21 protein-coding genes are annotated in these 17,990 nt (G+C 67.8%); 9 read left to right on the top strand and 12 right to left on the bottom strand.

What is annotated here, in order from left to right; translation table 11 throughout:
• The first annotated feature begins 111 nt into the window (after nucleotides 1-111).
• A complete protein-coding gene (locus VK98_RS03770) occupies nucleotides 112-1,311 on the top strand; it encodes an MFS transporter (protein ID WP_231589199.1) in 1,200 nt (399 codons plus the stop codon).
• On the opposite strand, the gene VK98_RS03765 is transcribed toward VK98_RS03770, so the two are convergent.
• Nucleotides 1,266-2,045: an EAL domain-containing protein gene (locus VK98_RS03765; protein WP_048412752.1), complete on the bottom strand. Its 780-nt coding sequence runs from the start codon at nucleotides 2,043-2,045 to the stop codon at nucleotides 1,266-1,268. The two genes, VK98_RS03770 and VK98_RS03765, sit on opposite strands and share 46 nt — an antisense overlap.
• Nucleotides 2,046-2,064: 19 nt before the next feature.
• Between VK98_RS03765 and VK98_RS03760 the strand changes: the two genes are divergently transcribed.
• Both VK98_RS03760 and VK98_RS03755 read left to right on the top strand, forming a co-directional pair.
• Nucleotides 2,065-2,307, top strand: a complete 243-nt coding sequence (locus VK98_RS03760; protein ID WP_048412751.1) for a hypothetical protein — start codon at nucleotides 2,065-2,067, stop codon at nucleotides 2,305-2,307.
• 98 nt (nucleotides 2,308-2,405) lie between these two features.
• Nucleotides 2,406-3,035, top strand: a complete 630-nt coding sequence (locus VK98_RS03755) for a tetratricopeptide repeat protein (protein ID WP_048412750.1) — start codon at nucleotides 2,406-2,408, stop codon at nucleotides 3,033-3,035.
• Between the two features lie 15 nt (nucleotides 3,036-3,050).
• Here VK98_RS03755 and VK98_RS03750 read toward each other — a convergent pair whose 3' ends face one another.
• Complete coding sequence (locus VK98_RS03750; protein ID WP_043589344.1) at nucleotides 3,051-3,470, bottom strand: hypothetical protein; 420 nt, start codon at nucleotides 3,468-3,470, stop codon at nucleotides 3,051-3,053.
• Nucleotides 3,471-3,673: 203 nt separating this feature from the next.
• On the opposite strand from VK98_RS03750, the gene VK98_RS03745 reads away from it, so the two are divergent.
• Complete coding sequence (locus tag VK98_RS03745; protein ID WP_048412749.1) at nucleotides 3,674-4,246, top strand: YqiA/YcfP family alpha/beta fold hydrolase; 573 nt, start codon at nucleotides 3,674-3,676, stop codon at nucleotides 4,244-4,246.
• 86 nt (nucleotides 4,247-4,332) lie between these two features.
• A complete protein-coding gene (locus tag VK98_RS03740) occupies nucleotides 4,333-5,307 on the top strand; it encodes a quinone oxidoreductase (RefSeq protein WP_048412748.1) in 975 nt (324 codons plus the stop codon).
• A 266-nt stretch (nucleotides 5,308-5,573) separates the two neighbouring features.
• On the opposite strand, the gene VK98_RS03735 is transcribed toward VK98_RS03740, so the two are convergent.
• The 4 genes from VK98_RS03735 to VK98_RS23600 are packed head-to-tail and all read right to left on the bottom strand — an operon-like array spanning nucleotide 5,574 to nucleotide 7,452.
• Nucleotides 5,574-6,287, bottom strand: a complete 714-nt coding sequence (locus tag VK98_RS03735) for a YafY family protein (RefSeq protein WP_048412747.1) — start codon at nucleotides 6,285-6,287, stop codon at nucleotides 5,574-5,576.
• Complete coding sequence (locus VK98_RS03730; RefSeq protein WP_048412746.1) at nucleotides 6,288-6,740, bottom strand: EVE domain-containing protein; 453 nt, start codon at nucleotides 6,738-6,740, stop codon at nucleotides 6,288-6,290.
• Nucleotides 6,737-7,105, bottom strand: coding sequence for a VOC family protein (locus VK98_RS03725; protein WP_048412745.1), 369 nt, complete (start codon nucleotides 7,103-7,105; stop codon nucleotides 6,737-6,739). Before VK98_RS03725 ends, VK98_RS03730 begins: the two co-directional genes overlap by 4 nt.
• A gap of 26 nt (nucleotides 7,106-7,131) precedes the next feature.
• Nucleotides 7,132-7,452 carry a hypothetical protein gene (locus VK98_RS23600; protein ID WP_156187749.1) on the bottom strand — a complete coding sequence of 107 codons (321 nt, stop codon included), beginning with the start codon at nucleotides 7,450-7,452 and terminating at the stop codon, nucleotides 7,132-7,134.
• A gap of 257 nt (nucleotides 7,453-7,709) precedes the next feature.
• Here VK98_RS23600 and VK98_RS03715 point away from each other — a divergent pair, with 257 nt between their 5' ends.
• Nucleotides 7,710-8,435 (top strand): MgtC/SapB family protein, encoded by a 726-nt coding sequence (locus VK98_RS03715; RefSeq protein ID WP_019103569.1) that lies wholly within the window; start codon nucleotides 7,710-7,712, stop codon nucleotides 8,433-8,435.
• Nucleotides 8,436-8,726: 291 nt separating this feature from the next.
• Here VK98_RS03715 and VK98_RS03710 read toward each other — a convergent pair whose 3' ends face one another.
• Nucleotides 8,727-9,821 (bottom strand): histidinol-phosphate transaminase, encoded by a 1,095-nt coding sequence (locus VK98_RS03710; RefSeq protein WP_048412743.1) that lies wholly within the window; start codon nucleotides 9,819-9,821, stop codon nucleotides 8,727-8,729.
• A gap of 138 nt (nucleotides 9,822-9,959) precedes the next feature.
• Nucleotides 9,960-10,163 (bottom strand): lipoprotein, encoded by a 204-nt coding sequence (locus tag VK98_RS03705; protein WP_205466691.1) that lies wholly within the window; start codon nucleotides 10,161-10,163, stop codon nucleotides 9,960-9,962.
• A 120-nt stretch (nucleotides 10,164-10,283) separates the two neighbouring features.
• On the opposite strand from VK98_RS03705, the gene cyaY reads away from it, so the two are divergent.
• Both cyaY and VK98_RS03695 read left to right on the top strand, forming a co-directional pair.
• Nucleotides 10,284-10,601 (top strand): iron donor protein CyaY, encoded by a 318-nt coding sequence (gene cyaY / locus VK98_RS03700; RefSeq protein ID WP_048412741.1) that lies wholly within the window; start codon nucleotides 10,284-10,286, stop codon nucleotides 10,599-10,601.
• Nucleotides 10,598-11,014 carry a YqaA family protein gene (locus VK98_RS03695; RefSeq protein ID WP_048412740.1) on the top strand — a complete coding sequence of 139 codons (417 nt, stop codon included), beginning with the start codon at nucleotides 10,598-10,600 and terminating at the stop codon, nucleotides 11,012-11,014. The genes cyaY and VK98_RS03695 overlap by 4 nt, the downstream gene beginning before the upstream one ends.
• 72 nt (nucleotides 11,015-11,086) lie before the next feature.
• Here the strand turns inward: VK98_RS03695 and VK98_RS03690 are convergent, their stop codons facing one another.
• Genes VK98_RS03690 through hemC form a run of 4 tightly spaced genes read right to left on the bottom strand, consistent with a single transcriptional unit; the run spans nucleotide 11,087 to nucleotide 14,992 of the window.
• On the bottom strand, nucleotides 11,087-12,295 hold the full coding sequence (locus tag VK98_RS03690; RefSeq protein ID WP_048412739.1) for a heme biosynthesis protein HemY: 1,209 nt from the start codon (nucleotides 12,293-12,295) through the stop codon (nucleotides 11,087-11,089).
• 3 nt (nucleotides 12,296-12,298) lie between these two features.
• Nucleotides 12,299-13,327 carry a uroporphyrinogen-III C-methyltransferase gene (locus tag VK98_RS03685; RefSeq protein ID WP_048412738.1) on the bottom strand — a complete coding sequence of 343 codons (1,029 nt, stop codon included), beginning with the start codon at nucleotides 13,325-13,327 and terminating at the stop codon, nucleotides 12,299-12,301.
• A complete protein-coding gene (locus tag VK98_RS03680; RefSeq protein WP_048412737.1) occupies nucleotides 13,324-14,055 on the bottom strand; it encodes a uroporphyrinogen-III synthase in 732 nt (243 codons plus the stop codon). The genes VK98_RS03685 and VK98_RS03680 overlap by 4 nt, the downstream gene beginning before the upstream one ends.
• A 7-nt stretch (nucleotides 14,056-14,062) precedes the next feature.
• Nucleotides 14,063-14,992 carry a hydroxymethylbilane synthase gene (hemC, locus tag VK98_RS03675; protein WP_048412736.1) on the bottom strand — a complete coding sequence of 310 codons (930 nt, stop codon included), beginning with the start codon at nucleotides 14,990-14,992 and terminating at the stop codon, nucleotides 14,063-14,065.
• Between the two features lie 295 nt (nucleotides 14,993-15,287).
• On the opposite strand from hemC, the gene ppc reads away from it, so the two are divergent.
• A complete protein-coding gene (gene ppc, locus VK98_RS03670; protein WP_048412735.1) occupies nucleotides 15,288-17,987 on the top strand; it encodes a phosphoenolpyruvate carboxylase in 2,700 nt (899 codons plus the stop codon).
• Nucleotides 17,988-17,990: the final 3 nt, after the last annotated feature.

The raw sequence follows: 17,990 nt of genomic DNA, 5'->3' as shown, positions 1-17,990 counted from the left end.
CTCGCTATTGCGGAATCTGATTCCGTTATATACGGAATTGCAGACTGTTTTTCCGTATCGCCAAGAAATCTAGCATGAACGCTCATTCAATAGCGATAGGGGAGAGGCGGAATGGCGGACAAGAACGGAGAGGCGGCGATGCCGGCGACGGTGTATCTGTTGGGCTTATGCATTTTTGCGATGGCGACGTCGGAATTCATGGTGGCGGGGATGATGCCGTCGCTGGCGGCGGTGCTGGGCGTCAGCCTGCCGGCGGTGGGCAATCTGGTGTCGGCCTACGCCGCCAGCGTGGTGCTGGGCGGGCCGGCGCTGACCTGGCTGCTGCGCTCGGCGCGGCGCAAGCACAGCCTGATCGGCCTGTTGCTGCTGTTCCTGGCCGGGCAGGTTTTGGGCGCGCTGGCCGGCGATTACCAGCAGATGCTGTGGTCGCGGCTGATCTGCGGCGTCGCGCAATCGGCTTTTATCGGCGTGGCCATGGCCTTGGCGGCGGAACAGGTGGGCGAACTCCGGGTGGCGCGCGCCGCCGCGCTGGTGCTCAACGGCCTGATGCTGGCTTCGGTGGCCGGCCTGCCGCTGGCGGCCTGGGTGGATCAGCACTGGGGCTGGCGTTTGAGCTTTTGGCTGGTGGCGGGCATGGTGGCGCTGGCCGCGGCGGGCATCGCCGCGCTGACGCCCTCCGGCGCGCGGCCGCACGCCTTGAGCCTGGGCGAGGAGGGCCGGCGACTGGCGCGTCCCAGCCTATGGGCGGCTTATCTGAGCAGCGGCCTGATCATAGGCGCGGTGTTCGCCGCCTTCACCTATCTGGCGCCCTTGTTCACCCGGATCAGCGGCTTCGCCGCCGCCGCGCTGCCGTGGCTGTTCGCCGGCTACGGGCTGGCGACGGTGCTCGGCAATCTGTGCAGCGGCCGGCTGGCGGACAGTCATACCCGCGCCGTGCTGCGCGGCGGCCTGCTGGTCTTGCTGGCTGCCCTAGTGGCGTTGGCCTTGCTGGCGCAATGGCAGGTGGCGACGGCGGCGTGCGTGCTGCTATTGGGTCTGGCCGGCCTGCCGATGAACCCGGCGATGGTGGCGCGAGTGGTGCGCGCCGGCGGCAGCGGGCCCATGGTGAACAGTCTGCATGTGTCGGTGGTCAATCTGGGCCTGATGCTGGGTTCCTGGGGCGGCGGCGCCTTGTTGGACGCGGGCTGGAGCTTGCGCGCGCCGGTATGGCTGGGAGCGGCGCTGGCCGCGCTGGCGCTGCTCAGCCTGGGGCTGGATCGCACCGGTCACAGCTGGCAGGTCACCGGCAGCTCGGCCGGCTTGCCCAGGTAGAAGCCCTGGTAGAGCTCCACGCCCAGTTCCTGCATCGCCAGATGCTGCTCTTGGTTTTCGATGCCCTCCACCGCCATGCGGCAGCCTATCTGCCAGCCCAGCTCCAGCAGCACCGGCAGCCGGTGGCGTTCGCCGGACATATAGTCCAGCAGCAGGCTGCGGTCTATCTTGATCAGGTCCGGGCACAGCGACTTGACCTTGCCGTGACGCGCGGCCACCGCGCCGAAGTCGTCCACCGACAGGCCGAAGCCGGCCTCGGCGGTCAGGCGCAGACTGTTGATCAGCGGCTGGCCGTGGTGTTCCACCTCGTATTCCGGCAGCTCGAAAATCACGCCGCCGCTGTCCAGCTCCAGCGAGTCCAGCAGGCCTTGCAGCAGCGGAAGGTGGTTGCGGCCGTGATGGTCCACCACCGCGGTTTGGGCCAGCAGGTTCAGGCTCAGGCAGCCGGACTGGCCGCTTTGCGCGAAGTTGCGGATGTGGATCAGCCGCGCCAGCTGGTCGGCTTCCAGCGCCAGTTCCTGCGGCAGCCCGGACAGGAAGGCGTCGGGGGGCGGCGTCTGGCCGTCCTGCGTCCGCACGCGCAACAGCGCTTCATAGCCGAACACGCCGCCGCTGCGGTAGAACAGCGGCTGGAACACGCTGCTGAACTGACAGCCGCCCAGCCGCGCGCAATAGCGGCCGTCCGCGTCGCGGTACAGTTGTCGCTCGGGATGAGGGCCTAAGGGTGGAGCCATGGTGGTTTAGTCGCGCGGGATGGACTTTCAGCATAGCAAGCATTGCGCGGCGATTCTCGGCGCCGGTTCAGCCGCGTTCGTTGGCGGCCGGCCGCTGCCCTTGCGGGAGCGTTATCCCTTGCCGCTGCACGCGGTGTTTCCCGAGCGCGAGTACGTGCCGGCCAAGGTGCGGGCCTTCCTGGAGTTCATCGATAGACGGCTGGGCGGCGAGCCGCCGCCGTGGGAGCGGTCGCCGACAGATTTTCCGGCGGTCGCCGACTAATCTCTTAGAACCTGTTCAAAGTCTCGCTAGCCAAGGCGAAAACGGCTGAGAAAGCGCGTTGAACAGGCACTTACGGCGGGCAGAGGCGGAGAACGGCGATGAAAGCGTGGGCAGGCGGGCTATTGGCGGCGTGGACGCTGGCGTCCCTGGCCGCGGACGTGGCGGGTTGGGCCAGCTACCAGCGCGGCGACTACGTCGCCGCGCGCCGGCAGTTCGAGCAGGCGGCTGAGGCCGGCGACCGGGTGGCGGCTTTCGACCTGGCGATGATGCATTGGCGCGGCGAGGGCGGCGCGCCGGACCGCGCGCGGGGCGAGCGCTGGCTGCGTCGCGCCGCCGACGCGGGCCTGCCGCAGGCGCAGCACGCGCTGGGCGCTTTGTACGAAAGCGGCCAGCAGGTGGCCAAGTCGCAGACCGAGGCGACGCGCTGGTTCCGGCTGGCGGCGCGGCAGGATTATCTGCCGGCGCAGCTGGATCTGGGCACCCAATACTTCCTGGGCCGCGGCGCGGCCAAGGACTACCGGCTGGCCGCGTACTGGTACGAGAAGGCCGCCCGCCAGGGCGACGTGGGCGCGCAATACCTGATCGCCAGCATGTACGAGCACGGCGACGGGGTGGAGCGGGACCTGCCGGCGGCGATACGCTGGTACGCCAAGGCGGCGGCTCAGGGCGACGTCAGCGCCGGGCTCAAGGCCTTGGATCTGGCCAAGCGGGCCAAGCCGCGGGAATGACGGCTGCCCATGGTCTCAGGCGCGGGCCGGCCCGCGGCGCATCGCCGCCAGGCACTGGCAGGCCGCCTGCCAGTCCTGCACTCCGCGCAGGCCGCGCACGATGATGCCGGCCAGGGTGTCGTTGCAGGCGTCCGGGCCGAACTGCATCAGCATTTCATGCAAGGCGAAATGCAGGGAGGCGTTGTGCTGCAGCAACAAGCCCACCTGTTCGTGGACGAAGCCGTCCACCGTGGCCTGGCCGTCGCGGTCCACGTGCACATGGTGGCGCGGACAGAAGCCGGAACGGATCAGCGCCTGATCGGCGCGCACATCGTCGAGAAAAGCCTGCGCGCTGTGGTGCAGAAAGCCGCAAGCCATGATCAGGCTGGCGACGGAGTAAGGCTTGGTGGTGGTGGCGTCGGCTACGAGGGCGTTGTCCGGCAAGGTGGCAAGCATTAATGTTCTCCTGTTATCTTTGTAAACCGCTTTGCGTGGCATAAATCGTCGGTTTTATTATTTTTTCCGCGCTTTTGTATCATTCATGCGAATGTATTGGCAAGTCCGTCGAAAGGACGGTTGCCAGCCGCGGCTGCCAGGGTTTTTCTTGGGCCGATGGCCATTTAGAATGAACTCTTTATTTACCGTTTGTTCCCATCCGCATGCACATTGTTTATCTGCACGGCTTCAACTCCGGCCCGCAATCGCTGAAGGCGAACGAAACCGCCGCTTATCTGCAACAGAACGCTGTCGACGCGACGCTGCATTGTCCGCAGTTGTCGCCGCATCCGGCCGAGGCGATCGAGCAGGCGTCCGCCCTGGTGGCGTCCTTGCCGGCCGACACCATGCTGATCGGCAGCTCGCTCGGCGGCTATTACGCCACCTTTCTGGCCGAGCGCCACCAGCGCCCGGCGGCGCTGATCAATCCAGCGGTGCGTCCTTACGACGACCTGGCGCGCTTCATCGGCGAACAGACCAATCCCTACACCGGCGTGGTCTACACCCTGAGCGACGCCGACATGACGGCCTTGCTGGCGCAGCGCGTGGCGCAGCCGTCCGCGCGTCGCTACTGGCTGCTGCTGGGCAGCTGCGACGAGGTGTTGGACTGGCGCGAAGCGGCGGCGCTGTACCTGGACTGCCGTCAGACGGTGTTCAACGGCGACGACCACAGACTCGAAGCCTGGCCGCGCATCCTGCCGGACGTGCTGGCCTGGGGGCGCGGGCAATTGGCCTGAGAGCAGAAACAGTCTGTTCTGCGACAGCGGCTTGCCCGGGGCGGCGGCGCTGCCGCACACTGGATTTTTTGAGCCGAGGAGGCCGCATGACTCAAGCCATCGTTTTCTCCCACACCGGCGGGCCGGAAGTGCTCGGCCTGCAAGGCCAGGAGTTGGCCGCGCCGGGGCCGGGCCAGGTGCGGGTTCGCCACACCGCCATCGGCGTCAACTTCATCGACACCTATCAGCGCAGCGGCCTGTATCCGTTGCCGTTGCCGTCCGGCCTGGGACAGGAAGCTGCCGGGGTGGTGGAGGCGCTGGGGCCGGAGGTGTCCGGCCTGGCGGTGGGTGATCGCGTCGCCTACGCCGGCGGTCCGTTGGGCGCCTACAGCAGCGAGCGGCTGCTGCCGGCGGCGGTGCTGGTGAAGCTGCCCGACGGCATCGGCGACGAATCCGCCGCCTGCATGATGCTGCAAGGCATGACCGTGGAGTACCTGGTGCAGCGCACTTATCCGGTGCGGCCGGGCCAGACCGTGCTGTGGCACGCCGCCGCCGGCGGCGTAGGCCAGATCGCGGTGCAATGGCTGACGGCGCTGGGCGCGACGGTGATAGGCACCGTCGGTTCCGACGCCAAGGCCGACATCGTGCGCGGCCTGGGCTGCCAGCATGTGATCAATTACAGTCGCGAAGACGTGGTGGCGCGGGTGAGCGAGATCACCGGCGGCCAGGGCGTGCCGGTGGTTTACGATTCGGTGGGCAAGGACACGTTCCAGATCTCGCTGGCCTGCCTGAGCCCGCGCGGCATGCTGGTCAGCTTCGGCAACGCTTCCGGCGCGGTGCCGCCGTTCGCGCCACTGGAACTGACCAGCCGCGGCTCGCTGTTCTTCACCCGGCCCAAGCTGGCCGATTACATCGCCAGCCGCGCGGAGCTGGAGGCCTCGGCCCAGGCCTTGTTCGAACGCGTGGCGGACGGCCGGGTCAAGGTGGCGCCGTCGCATCGCTATCCCTTGGCCGAGGCGGCGCAGGCGCACCGCGACTTGGAGGCGCGCAAGACCAGCGGTTCCATCATCCTGCTGCCTTGAGCCGGCGGCGCGGCGCTTGGCGGCGCGAATAAAACCGCGTTAAGCCAGGTCGCGCCGACGCGGAAAGTACCGCCGACGGACAAGAAGGCGCAACGCGGCACCAGGGGTCAGTTAGTGGCTCCTAGAGCCTGTTCAAGGTCTCGCGGGCAAGGGCGAGACAAGGCGAAAACGAGCGAAAAAGCCGCGTGTACGAGTGCTAGATGAGCATTTGAGCGGGTACTCACCGTGCAAGGCTTCACGAAGCGCAGCAGGCTTGGAACAGGTTCTTATTCTTGATGCCAGGGCTGGCGCTGATGGCGCTCCAGCCAGGCCAGCGCCTGGCCGTCGCCGTCGACGTGGCCGAGATAGCCGGCCAGGCTGACCTCGGGCGGGCAACTCAAGTCTGTAGCGCGCCAGCTTTGCAGCCGGTCCACGCGGAAGCTGCGGTAGTCCCGGCGCAGCCCGCACCAGGCGGCCAGCAGCCAGCGGTCGCCCCAGAAGAACAAGGCCAGCGGCAGCAGCGCGCGCTGGCTGTCGCGGCCGCTTTCGTCGCGGTAGTCCACCCACAGCGGCTGGCGGGAGACGATGGCGTCGCGCAGCGGCGCCAGCCGCTCGCGCGGGTAATTGCCCGCCGTCGGCGCGTACAGCGGCTCCGGCGGCAGGCCGGACGAGCCCAGCACCGCGTGGATGCGGCCCAGCGCCGATTGCGCCGCCGCCGCGGTGTCGCGGTCCGCCCAGGCGGCCAGCATGCGCGCGCCCACTTCCAACGCCGCCAGTTCGCGCGCGGAAAACGCCACCGCCGGCGGGGTGAAGCCGGCTTCCAGCCAATAGCCCTCGCCGGCTTCGCCGTTGACCGGCGCGCCGCTGGCCATCAGGTCCGCCATGTCGCGGTAGACGGTGCGCGGCGCCACTTCCAGCCATTCGGCCAATTGTCGGGCGGTGGTGCGGCGGCGGCCGCGCAGCAGCAAGAGGATTTGGACCAGTCGGTCGGCTCGGCGCATTCAGTCGGGTTCCCGAAGCATGGATGGCGGCAGTGTCGCTTGCATCGCGCGCGCGATCAACAGGAAATCGGCGCGGCCGATTTCCAGGTGGCCGAAGCGGAAGGCGTAGCCCCAGCGCGCCGGGTCGGCGATGAAGGCCAGCTGGCCGAGCAGCGGCCGGATGTCGGCGTCTTCGGCCGGCCAAAACGCGATGTCGCGCCGATAGGGTTCGAAATCGGCGCTGACCCGGAACGGGTAGACCCGGTCGTCCGCCGCCAGGCCGACGGCGGTGAAGCGCTGGCAGGGTTCCCGCCCTTCCAGGCTCAACACCGGCGAGTAATAGATCAGGCCGTCGCCGGCCGCCATCCGCTTCAGCGGCGCGGCCTTGCCGTGGCACAGCTGGGCGAAGCCGCCGGCCAGACCGCGCCGCACATGGTCGCGGCTGGCCACGCCTATCCAGTAGCGTCGGCTCATGCTGCGCTGTGCAGGCCGATCAGATTGCCTTCCAGATCGGAAAACAGCGCGATGTGCCCCCAGCTTTCCGGCAGCGCGGTCTTGGGCTGCACCACGATGCCGCCGGCGCTCTTGATCCGCTCCAGCGTGGCGTCGAGATCGGCGCCGCCATCCAGATAGACGCGCACGCCGTCGACATGGGGGCGGGCTTGCGGGCAGCTCAGCAGCGCGCCGCCGCAACTGTCCTCGGTGTGGGGAAACAGCGCCATGCGGTTATTGTCGAAGCTTTCCTCGCGCAGCTCCAGTTGCAGCGCCTGTTGATAAAAGGCGACGGCGCGCTCGAACTGGAGCACGGGAATTTCAAACCAGTGTAGGAAGGGGGACATGGTCAACTCCTTGTAGGGGATACGGCTTATAGGCAGTGATAAAAGTCTATGCGGCCGGTATCGGCGGCAATGGCGGCGAGAAAATCGCGGCAGGCGGGCTCTGCCGGCCATTGCGCGCACAATTGCCGCGCGCGTTCCGGGCTGTCGGCCAAGGTAAGGTGGATGAAGCGCCGTTCCTCTCCGCGCAGCAGCGCGTAGCCTTGGTAGCCGGTTTCATGGCGGAGCCAGTCGGCGTCGATTTGCTGGGCGGCGTGTTGCAGTTCGGCTTCGGATACGCCTTCTTTTAGTTCGAAGCTGGCGATTTCCAAGCCGTGTCCGGCGGGAAGCTGAAATAGAGGGGGGCGCATGTTGAGGCTCTCCGTGGTGGATACGCGGGTCGGCTCAGGGCCGTGACGTTAGTGTGCGGCCCCCCTGCTGACAGCGTGCTGTCAGCAGGAATCCGCTGTCGCCAATTTTGTTGATCGGGCCGGGCTCATGCGCTTTGCTCCGCGCAAAAACCGCCCGGTCGGGCACGACCCGGTCACGCGGATGTGGCAAACTGCCTGACTGTTTCCCGGCGCGCCGGGACAGCTGTTTTTTCAATCGACCGCAGGAGGAATAACAAGTGGAAACCTTACTGCAGTTTCTGGGCTTCAACGGGTCTGGTCTGCTGCAAACCTTGCTCAGCCTGTTGACGGCTTTCATTCTGGGCTCGGCCATAGGCTATGAGCGCCAGTTCCGTCAACGCACCGCCGGCTTGCGCACCAACACCCTGGTGGCGGTGGGCGCGGCGGCCTTCGTCGACATGGCGCTGCAGCTGGACGGCACCGGCGGCGCGGCGCGGGTGGCGTCCTACGTGGTGTCCGGCGTCGGCTTTCTCGGCGCCGGCACCATCATGAAAGAGGGCTTGAACGTGCGCGGCCTGAACACCGCCGCCACCTTGTGGGGTTCGGCCGCGGTCGGCGCCAGCGCCGGCGCCGGCCAGATTCCGCAGGCCTTCCTGATCACGCTGTTCGTGCTGGCCAGCAACACCTTGCTGCGTCCGGTGGTGAACTCGATCAACCGCAAGCCCATCGACGACGAGACCAGCGAAGTCACTTACCAGCTGTGCGTGATTTCCAGCCGCTCCGGCCAGAAGCACGCGATGGCCTTGCTCAGCGACCTGTTGGAGGAATCCAAGTATCCGGTGGGGGATCTGGACGTGGAGCCGTTTGGCGACGACGAGGTGGAGATGACCGCCACCTTGCTGTCCACCTCGGTGGAGTGGGAGGAGCTGGAGGAGATCGCCGCCAAGCTGGTGGCTCAGCCTTTCATCAGCCAGGCGTACTGGAATCCCAGCACCTCGGAGTGAGGAGGCTTGGAAAGGACCACGCCCTGAGCCGCTTGTCGGCCCAGGGCGTTTTTTATTGACGCGGGCAAGAGGCGAACACCGCTGAGAACCTGTTTACGATCTGCTGCGCGTCGGCGATACGGCGTTAAAAACCAGCTCAAAATGCTCATGTACCGCTCGTACATTCCGCTTTTTCGCTCGTTTTCGCCTTGTCTCGCTCTTGCTCGCAAGATCGTAAACACGTTCTGAGAAAGCGGAATCTACGAGTCATCTATCCATCCCGCCGACGCGCAGCAGACTTTGAGCCGATGCTTAACCTTCCGCCAGCGCCGCCATCACCTTGGCCGACAGCGCCTGCGGCTGCGCGGTGACGCGCAGCAGGTGGCGCACCGCCGGGTGCGGCGGCCGATGCACGGCGATGCCGTCGGACAGCAACTGGCGGTGGATGGCCTCGCTGCTGGCGGCGTCGCGATAGGCGATGCAGACGAAGTTGGTGTGCGAGGGCATCACCACCAGATCGCGCGCGCGCAGCGCGTCGGACAGCTTGTCGCGCAGATGGATGGTGGCGGCGATCAACTGGCGCGAGTAGTCCGGATCGTCCAGCACGATCTGCGCCGCCAGCTGGGCGAAGCTGGACAGCGCGAATTGCGGCCGGATCTGGTCCGCCTTGGCGACGATGTGCTGCGGGCCGATGGCGTAGCCCACCCGCAGCCCGGCCAGCGCGTAGGCCTTGGACAGCGTGCGCAGCCGCAGGGTGTTGGGCAGCGCGCCCTGCGGCGGCGCGTCCTGCGCGTCCACGCAGAAATCGACGTAGGCCTCGTCCAGAATCAACAGCGTGGACGAGGGCAGCATTTCGCGCAGCGCCAGGATGTCGTCCGCGCCCCAGTAATGGCCGCTGGGGTTGTCCGGATTGGCGAGATAGAGCACGGCGGCGCGCTCGGCGCGGGCCACCTCCGCCAGTCGCGGCAGATCGGCCTGCAGCCGGTCGCCTTGTTGCTGGTAAGGCACTTCCAGGATGCGCGCGCCCACGCCTTCGGCGAAATAACGGAAGGTGGGATAGGTGCCGGCGGTGCACACCACCGCGTCGCCGACATTACAGGCCAGACGCAGAGCCAGCAGGATCAGGCTGTCGGCGCCGGTGTCGAACAGCACCTGGCTCGCGTCCACGCGGTTGTGGGCCGCGGCGCGCTGGCGCAGGCCGTGGGCGTACGGATCCGGGTAGAGCCGGGCCAGCTCCGTCATCATCTCGCCGAATTCCGCCGTCAGCGGCGAGGCCGGCTTGGCCATGCTTTCATTGGAGCCTATGCGCGCGCCGATGCGGTGGCCCAAGGCCGCTTCCAGCTTGGCGATGCCGGGAAAGGGATTGACGATGGTGTGATGTTCCAGATGACGGGCGAAGTGGGACATCGGCGGCTCCTTTATCTGCAGTTACAGTCTTTGAGTGTAAAGGATATGACTTAAGCGCAGGAAACCGCGTGGGAATATCAATATGTCTTCGGCATTTATCGCCGCCGCCGCGCCGGTCTGGGAGCGCGGCGGAAGCCGTCAGCGGGCGGCGGGAGAGGCGGATTCGACCGCGGCGCGCGGGGCGGAGGCGTCGGCCTTGACTGCGGGTTTGGCTGCCGGCGCGGCGGCGGCCGGCTTGGCCGCGGGGGCGGGCAGATACAGCGGGCCTTTGAAGCCGCAGGCGGTCAGGAACAGGGTCAGGCTTGCACAAGCCAGCAAGGTGCGCATACGAATGAGTTCCAATGTGGCAAAATCCCGATACTAGCAAAGCTGCGGCGCGCCGTGTGATTCCGATGCGCCCGGCGATCAAGGCCTGAGCCGCGCCAAGACGGCGTTCAGGCCGTCACCCAACGGGAAAGCGCAATGAACGAAACCGAATTTCTGCGGCACACCGACGCCATCTTCGCGCGCATCGAAGCCGCCATCGACGACAACGACCTGGACGCCGACTATCTGGTGTCCGGCAATGTGCTGGACATCGAGTTCAGCGACGGCGCCAAGATCATCGTCAACCGCCACACCGCCAATCAGGAGCTGTGGATAGCGGCCAAGAGCGGCGGCTACCACTTCGCCTTCCGCGACGGCAGCTGGATCGCCGCGCGCGACGGCTCGGAATTCTTCTCCACCCTCAGCGCCGCCATCGCCGCCGCCTGCGGCGAAACCATAGGGTTTGATGAATGAGCCATCTGGTGTGGCTGGGGCTGGGCGGGCTGGCGGTGTCGGCCTTCACCTCGTCCACCATCCTGCCCGGCAATTCCGAACTGGCGCTGTCCGCCTTTCTGTACAAATGGCCGGACTGGCTGTGGCCGGCCTTGCTGGTGGCCACGGTGGCCAATACCGCCGGCAGCGTCACCAGCCTGTGGCTGGGCCGGCTGGCGCCGCGCAAGGAGTTGTCGCCGCGGCTGGCCGGCTGGTTCCAGCGCTTCGGCCCGGCGGTGCTGGCCTTGTCCTGGCTGCCGGTAGTCGGCGACGCCATCCCGCTGGCCGCCGGCTGGCTGCGCCTGCCTTGGTGGTCCAGCATTCTGTGGCTGACTCTGGGCAAGGCGGCGCGTTATCTGGCGCTGGCCTGGGGCGTGTTGCTGCTGTCGAGTTGAGGCGGCAAGCAACACGGCGATAAAAAAAAGGACATGCGCGAGCATGTCCTTTTTCGTACCGAGCGCGCGGAATCAGCAGCCTTGCTTCAGCGCCAGCTCCAGGCTCTTGTTGTAATGCTGAGCCGCCAACTCTTCCTTGCCGGTGGCTTCGAACAGCCGCGCCAGTTCGGCGTGGGCGCACAGCGTCGGCGAGATCGAGGCGCTGGCTTCCAGATAGCTCTGCGCCTTGCCCCACAGCTGCTGGCACAGGGCCAGACGGCCCAAGGCCATCAGCAGCCAGTGGTCGCGCGGCCGTTTCTTCAGCCAGTTTTCCGCGGTTTTCAGCAGCTCCAGCCGCTTGTCCTCGCTCAGGTGCTCGGCCAGCTTGCCCAGCTCGCGCGACAGCTCCGGGGTGTCGTGATCGTCGTTGGCCAGCGCGCCGGCCAGCAGGGTGGCGGCGTAATCGTAGTCCTGCAGCACGATCAGCCGCGCCACCACCTGGTCCATCAGCTGAGGATTGCTGCGCTCGGCTTCCGGGATGCGGCGCAGCCAGTCGCGGATTTCCTGGCCGCCCAGCAGGGTCACCAGTTGCTGCTGATAGGCGGCCAAGCGGTAGCGGCGCGCCTGTTCCGGCTCCAGCGCGTCGGCCTTGAGCAGTTTCTCGGTCAGCGCCAGCACCGCTTCCGGCTGCTTCTGCAACAGACGCACTTTCAGTTCCAGCCGCAAGGCGTTGGTCAGATTGGGCGACAGCGCGCGCGCGCGTTCGATGGCGGCCAAGGCGCCCAGCGGGTCCTTGGCTTCCAGCTTCAGTTCGGCGTCCAGCATGTGACGCGCCAGTTGCAGCCGCGGCGGCATCGCGTCCAGCTGCGCCAGGTAGCCGTCGCGCTTGTCCAGGTCGCCGGCGGCGCCGGCGGAACGGGCGGCGATCAGCAGCGCCAGCGCCTTGTTTTCCGGCGAGTACTCATCGTCCAGCGACTTGCTGGCCTCGCGTTCGGCTTTCTGGAAGCGGCCTTCGAAGTAGGAGATGCCGGCTTCGCGCAGCGCGTGGCGGGAGGCTTTCAGCTTTTTCTGGCGCTGGAAGCGGCGCACTTCCGCCGGCAGATTGGCGGCCACCGCCACCATGCGCAGCACCAGGTGCACCACGAAGATCAGCGCCACCACCGACACGATCAGCAGATTGAACGACACTTCCATCCGGTACGGCGGCAGGAACAGGATCGCGTAGCCGGTGTTCAGGGTGGCGGCCAGGCCGACCAGCACCGCCAGGGCAAACAGCCCGGTAATCCACAAGGCGAATTTCACGGTTTATTCTCCTGCCGCGCCTTGGGCGTCGCGCACCGATTTGAGGCTGGCGTTCATGTCCGGCAGCGCCACGTCCAGCGGCGCGCCTTCCAGTTCGCCCAGCGTGCCCAGCCATTGGGTGACGGCCGGCGCGTCGCGGTCGAAGTAGCGCTGCACATAGCTGCGCGCGGCGACGATGTCGGCGGCGAAGGTCTTGCCGTCGCGCTGGATCAGCGCCAGGCGGGCGTCCAGCAGGCGCATTTTCAGGTTCTCGCGCAGGAAGAAGGCCTGCTCCGGCGACAGCAGCAGCGCTTCCGGCTTGTCCATGCGGCGGATGTGGATCAGCTCGCCCAGGCTCTTGCTGACGTCGGCCACCAGCCGTTCCCACAGCGGCGCGCTGGCCGGCGCCGCGGCCTTGGCCTGCGGCTTCTGGCTGGCCAGGCGGTGGGCGTCCACCGCCAGCGGCAGGCTGTCGGCGGACAGCATCAGCCGGTCCAGTTTGACGGTGAGGCCGACGCTGTCCAGATAGGGCAGGGCCTTGAGTTTTTCCAGGTCGGTGGCCACCGCCTTCTTCACGCCGATCAACTGCGGGCGGTCGAATTTGGCAAGGCGCGCGTCCACCATTTCCAGCGCCGACACGGCGGCCGGCACGTTGCCGGCCAGCTGCAGCTGCTGACTGGCGATGGCCAGGGTGTGCTCGACTTCGGACAGCAGCCAGTCGGTGCGGTTCTTGGTCAGTTCCTGGTACATGCCGTTCAGCGTCGCGTACTGGCCGGCGGATTCGTTGACGCGGGCTTCCATCAGCGCCAGCCGGCCTTCGGTGGCGCGGTTGGCGCTGATCGCCTGCTCGGTCATCGCGCGCAGTTCCTTGGCGGATCCGCTGCCTTCGGCCAGCCGGCGCGCCAGTTCCTGGCGGGCGGCGGTCAATTCCTGCTGGGTGCTGAAGTACTGCCAGCCGGACACGCCCAGCGCGGCGATGGCGATCAGCAAGGCCGGACTCAGCGATTTCTTGGACTCGGGTTTGGCGGTTTCGGTGATCTGGGATTCGCTCATGGGTGACGACAGAACCATTTTTTAAGGCCGGCGACCAGCGCGCTGTCTTCGGCCCGGGTTGTCATGATGCGCGTCGCGCCTTGCGCGGCGAGCCGGTCGGCAACGCGCGGATGCGGCACGCAATATAGCAGGCATTGTAACGTCCTGATTCGACTGGGGCCAGCGAGACGGAACAATTGCTCTACGATTTCGCCGGAAGTGACGATCACGGCGTCCGGCGGCGCGCGGTCGAAGGCCGCCCAGTCCGGCGCGCCGTCCAGCCGGCGGTAGATTTCGGCGAACTCCACCGCCGCGCCGCGGGCGGCCAGGCTTTGCGCCAGCAGCGGCCGGCCGCCGACGCCGCGCACGATCAACACGCGTTGTCCGCGCATATCGGCCAGCTCCGGCAGGGCCAGCAGCGCCTCGCTGTCGCTGCCCTCGGCCGGGTGCAGCACCGGACGGCTGCTGAGCGCGGCCAGTTTGGCGGCGCTGGCGCGGCCGACGCAGAGCAGCCGCTTGGCGGCGAGGTCCAGCGCTTGCAGCGCCGGCCAGGCCTGGTCTATGGCGCTGGGGCTGACGAAAACCAGACAGTCCGCCGCCGCCGCTTGTTGCGGCAGCGCCGCCAGCGCGTCCGGCTGCGGCGCGATTTCCATCAGCGGCAGATGGCCGGCGTCGAAGCCGGCGGCGGCGAGCAGACGCAGCAACTCGGCGCTTTGCGCCAGCGGACGGGCGACCAGGACGCGCGGCATCGCCGTCTCAGCGCGGGTCGGCCAGCACCGCCTCGATCAGCGGACCGGCGCCGTCGTCCAGCAGCTTCTTGGCCACGACGCGGCCCAGCGCGTCGGCGTATTCGGCCGGGGCGCTGGCGCTGGCGGTCAGCATCACCGAGCCGTCCGGGCTGGCGACGAAGCCGCCCAGCGCCAGCGTGCCCTCGCTGAGGGTGGCGAAGGCGCCCAGTGGCACCTGGCAGCTGCCGCCCAGCTCGCGCGCCAGCGCGCGCTCGGCGCTGACACAGGCGTGGGTGGCGGCGTGGTTCAGCGGCGCGAGCAATTGCATCAGGTCGGCGCGGTCGGCGCGGATCTCGATGCCCAGCGCGCCCTGGCCGGCGGCCGGCAGGCTTTCCGACGGCGGCAGCTCCTTGCGGATGCGCTCGGACAGGCCCAGGCGCTTGAGGCCGGCGGCGGCCAGGATGATGGCGTCGAACTCGCCGTCGTCCAGCTTGCGCAGCCGGGTCTGCACATTGCCGCGCAGCGGTTTGACCACCAGCCGCGGATAGCGGGCGCGGATCTGCGATTCGCGGCGCAGGCTGGAGGTGCCCACCACCGCGCCGTCCGGCAGTTCCGACAGGTCGGCGTAGCGGGCGGACACCAGCGCGTCGCGCGGGTCTTCCCGTTCGCAGATCGCCGCCAGCGCGAAGCCTTCCGGCAGCACCATGGGCACATCCTTGATCGAATGCACCGCCAGGTCGGCGCGGCCTTCCGCCAGCGCCACTTCCAATTCTTTGACGAACAGGCCTTTGCCGCCGATCTTGGACAGGGTCTTGTCCAGAATCTGGTCGCCCTGGGTGGTCATGCCCAGGATGTCCACGCTGAGGTGGGGGTAGAGCGCTTGCAGCCGGGCCTGGATGTGCTCGGCCTGCCACATGGCCAGCCGGCTCTCGCGGCTGGCGATGACGATTTTGTCCATGAAACCGGTTCCCGATCGGGCTATGTGCTTGGATGGCGGGCATTCTAGCATGCCCGCCCGGCGCGCAGCGCCGCGGCTTCGCTTGGACGGCGGCGCAAAGCTTGATGTTGCGCAATGCGCACTCAGGTCAATATCTAAGCGCTTAAATGACAGTAGTGTTGCCACTACAGCGGCAAGCCTGCCTATGATGTTTTGCATGCGAAACGAATCGTCTGAAGTCAGCGGCCGCGCTGACTTGAGCCGATTCAAAAACTGGGAGTGGTTACGACCGCCCGTCACCATCAAGGAATACCGAATGAGCGATTTAGACAAGGACCTGCCGCTGCGCGCCGATCTGGCCCGCCTGGACCGCGCGCTGGCCGATGTATTGAGCGAGCAGGCCGGCCCCGAGGTCTACGCCGAGGTGCGCGCCATCGCCGGCCGCAGCGCCGAGGAGCGCAGCCAGCCGCTGGCGGCGGAGCTGAGCCCGGCGGCGGCGATGGCGCTGGTGCGCGCTTGCGGCCTGTACGCCCAGCTGTTCAACATCGCCGAGGACCTGCACCACGTGCGCCGCCGCCGCGCCCACCGCCAGGCCGGTTCCGCGCCGCAGCAGGGCAGCCTGTCGCGCGCGCTGGGCAAGCTGAAGGCGGACGGCGTCAGCATCGCCATGCTAGCCGACACCCTGCGCGACGCCTATGTCGGCGCCATCCTCACCGCCCATCCCACCGAGGTGCAGCGCCAGAGCGTGCTGGACGGCCACCGCGCGGTGCGCCGCTTCCTGGGCAAGCTGGCGGCGGCGGATCTGACGCCGGAAGAGGAACTGGAGTTGGAGGCCAAGCTCAAGCGCGTGATCGTGGCGCTGTGGCAGACCTCGGAAATCCGCCACTTCAAGCTGGCGGTCAAGGACGAGATCGAAAACGGCGTCGCCTACCACCCGCTGACCTTCTTCCAGGCCTTGCCGGCGTTGTACCAGCGCCTGGACCGGCAGATCGAGGCCACCTGGGGGCAGCGGACGCCGCTGCCGTCTTTCGTCCGCGTCGGCAGCTGGATAGGCGGCGACCGCGACGGCAATCCCAATGTCGACGCCGCAGTGCTGCGCCACGCGGTGACGCGTCAGGCGCAGGTGGCGTTCGAGCATTATCTGTACGAGCTGGCGGCGCTGTACCGCGAGCTGTCGCTGTCGCAGCGCCTGGTGGGCGTCAGCCCGGCCTTGGTCGGCTTGGCGGCGTTGACGCCGGACCAGGAGGAGAGCCGCCGCGAGGAGCCGTACCGGCGCGCGCTGGCGGCGATGGAGGCGCGGGTGCTGGCCACCGGCCTGCAACTGGGCGTGCGTCTGAGCGGCCGCTGGCCGGCGGGCCGGCCTTATGCCGACCAGGCCGAATTCCAGGCCGATCTCGCCGTGCTGGACGCCTCGCTGCGCGAGCACGGCAGCGCAACGCTGGCCGACGGCCGGCTGGCGGAGCTGATCCGCGCGGTGGACGTGTTCGGCTTCTTTCTGATGCCGCTGGACCTGCGCCAGTTCGCCGGCAGCCACGAGGCGGTGGTGGGCGAGCTGTTCGCCCGCGCCGGGCTGGAGGAGTTCGCGGCGCTGGACGAGGCGGCGCGGAGCCGGGTGCTGTTGCGCGAGCTGGCCACGCCGCGGCTGTTGTATTCGCCCTATCTGGACTACAGCGCCGAGGCGGAGAAAGAGCTGGCCATCTTCCGCGAGGCGGCGCTGATCCAGCGCCAGTTCGGCGCCGACGCCATCGGCCAGAGCATCATCTCCAACTGCGCCCAGGTCAGCGACATCCTGGCGCTGGCGCTGTTGCTGAAGGAAGCCGGCATGATCCGGCTGGTGGACGGGCAGCCGCGCGCCAGCGTCAACCTGGTGCCGTTGTTCGAAACCATCGCCGACCTGGACCGCAGCGCCCAGGTGATGACGGCGCTGTTCGCGCTGCCGTGGTATCAGCAGCTGCTGGACAGCCGCGGCCGCATGCAGGAGGTGATGCTGGGCTATTCCGACAGCAATAAGGACGGCGGCTATCTGACCAGCCAATGGCAGCTCTACCAGGCGGAGAAGCGGCTGGTGCGCTGTTTCGCCGACGGCCGGGTCAAGCTACGGCTGTTCCACGGCCGCGGCGGCTCGGTGGGCCGCGGCGGCGGCCCCTCGTTCGAAGCCATCATGGCGCAGCCGGCCGGCAGCGTGGCCGGCCGCATCCGCATCACCGAGCAGGGCGAGGTGATCGCGTCCAAGTATTCGGACCCGGCCATCGGCGGCCGCAACCTGGAGGCCCTGGTGGCGGCGACGCTGGAAGCCAGCCTCAGCGGCTGCGCCAGCTGCGAGACCGACGAGACGGTGTTCGACGAGCTGTCTGACGCCGCCTACCGCGCCTACCGTGAATTGGTAGAAGCGCCGGGCTTCATGCAGTACTTCCTGGAGGCGACGCCGATCAACGCCATCGCCAAGCTGAACATCGGCAGCCGGCCGGCCTCGCGCAAGAGCTTGGCCTCGATCAAGGACCTGCGCGCCATTCCCTGGGTGTTCTCCTGGTCGCAATCGCGGGTGATGCTGCCCGGCTGGTTCGGCGTCGGCTCGGCGGTGCGCGCCTTCATCGAGCAGCACGGCGAAGCCGGCCGCGCGCGGCTGCAAAGCCTGTACCGCAGCTCGCCGTTCTTCCAGGTGGTGTTGTCCAATATGGAGCAGGTGCTGGCCAAGGCGGATCTGGGCATCGCCCGCCGCTTCGCCGGTCTGGTGGAAGACCGCGCGCTGGCCGAGGCGCTGTTCGGCCGCATCCAGGCCGAGTGGCAGGCGACGCTGGACGCCTTCTACGCCATCACCGGCCAGAGCGTCTTGTTGGAGAAGAACCCGACGCTGCACCGCAGCCTGGAAACGCGCTTGCCGTACCTGGACGCGCTGGGCCTGTTGCAGGCCGAGCTGCTGAGCCGGCTGCGTCGCCAGCCGGACGACGCCGAGGCCTTGTACGCGATCCACCTGACCATCAACGGCACTTCGGCCGGCCTGCGCAACAGCGGTTGAGGC

It is taken from the genome of Chromobacterium sp. LK11, from assembly GCF_001043705.1.
In the GTDB taxonomy this organism is placed as follows: domain Bacteria; phylum Pseudomonadota; class Gammaproteobacteria; order Burkholderiales; family Chromobacteriaceae; genus Chromobacterium; species Chromobacterium alkanivorans.
The sequence above is the reverse complement of the archived record's forward strand: the minus strand, read 5'-3'. Positions and strand labels throughout refer to the sequence as shown.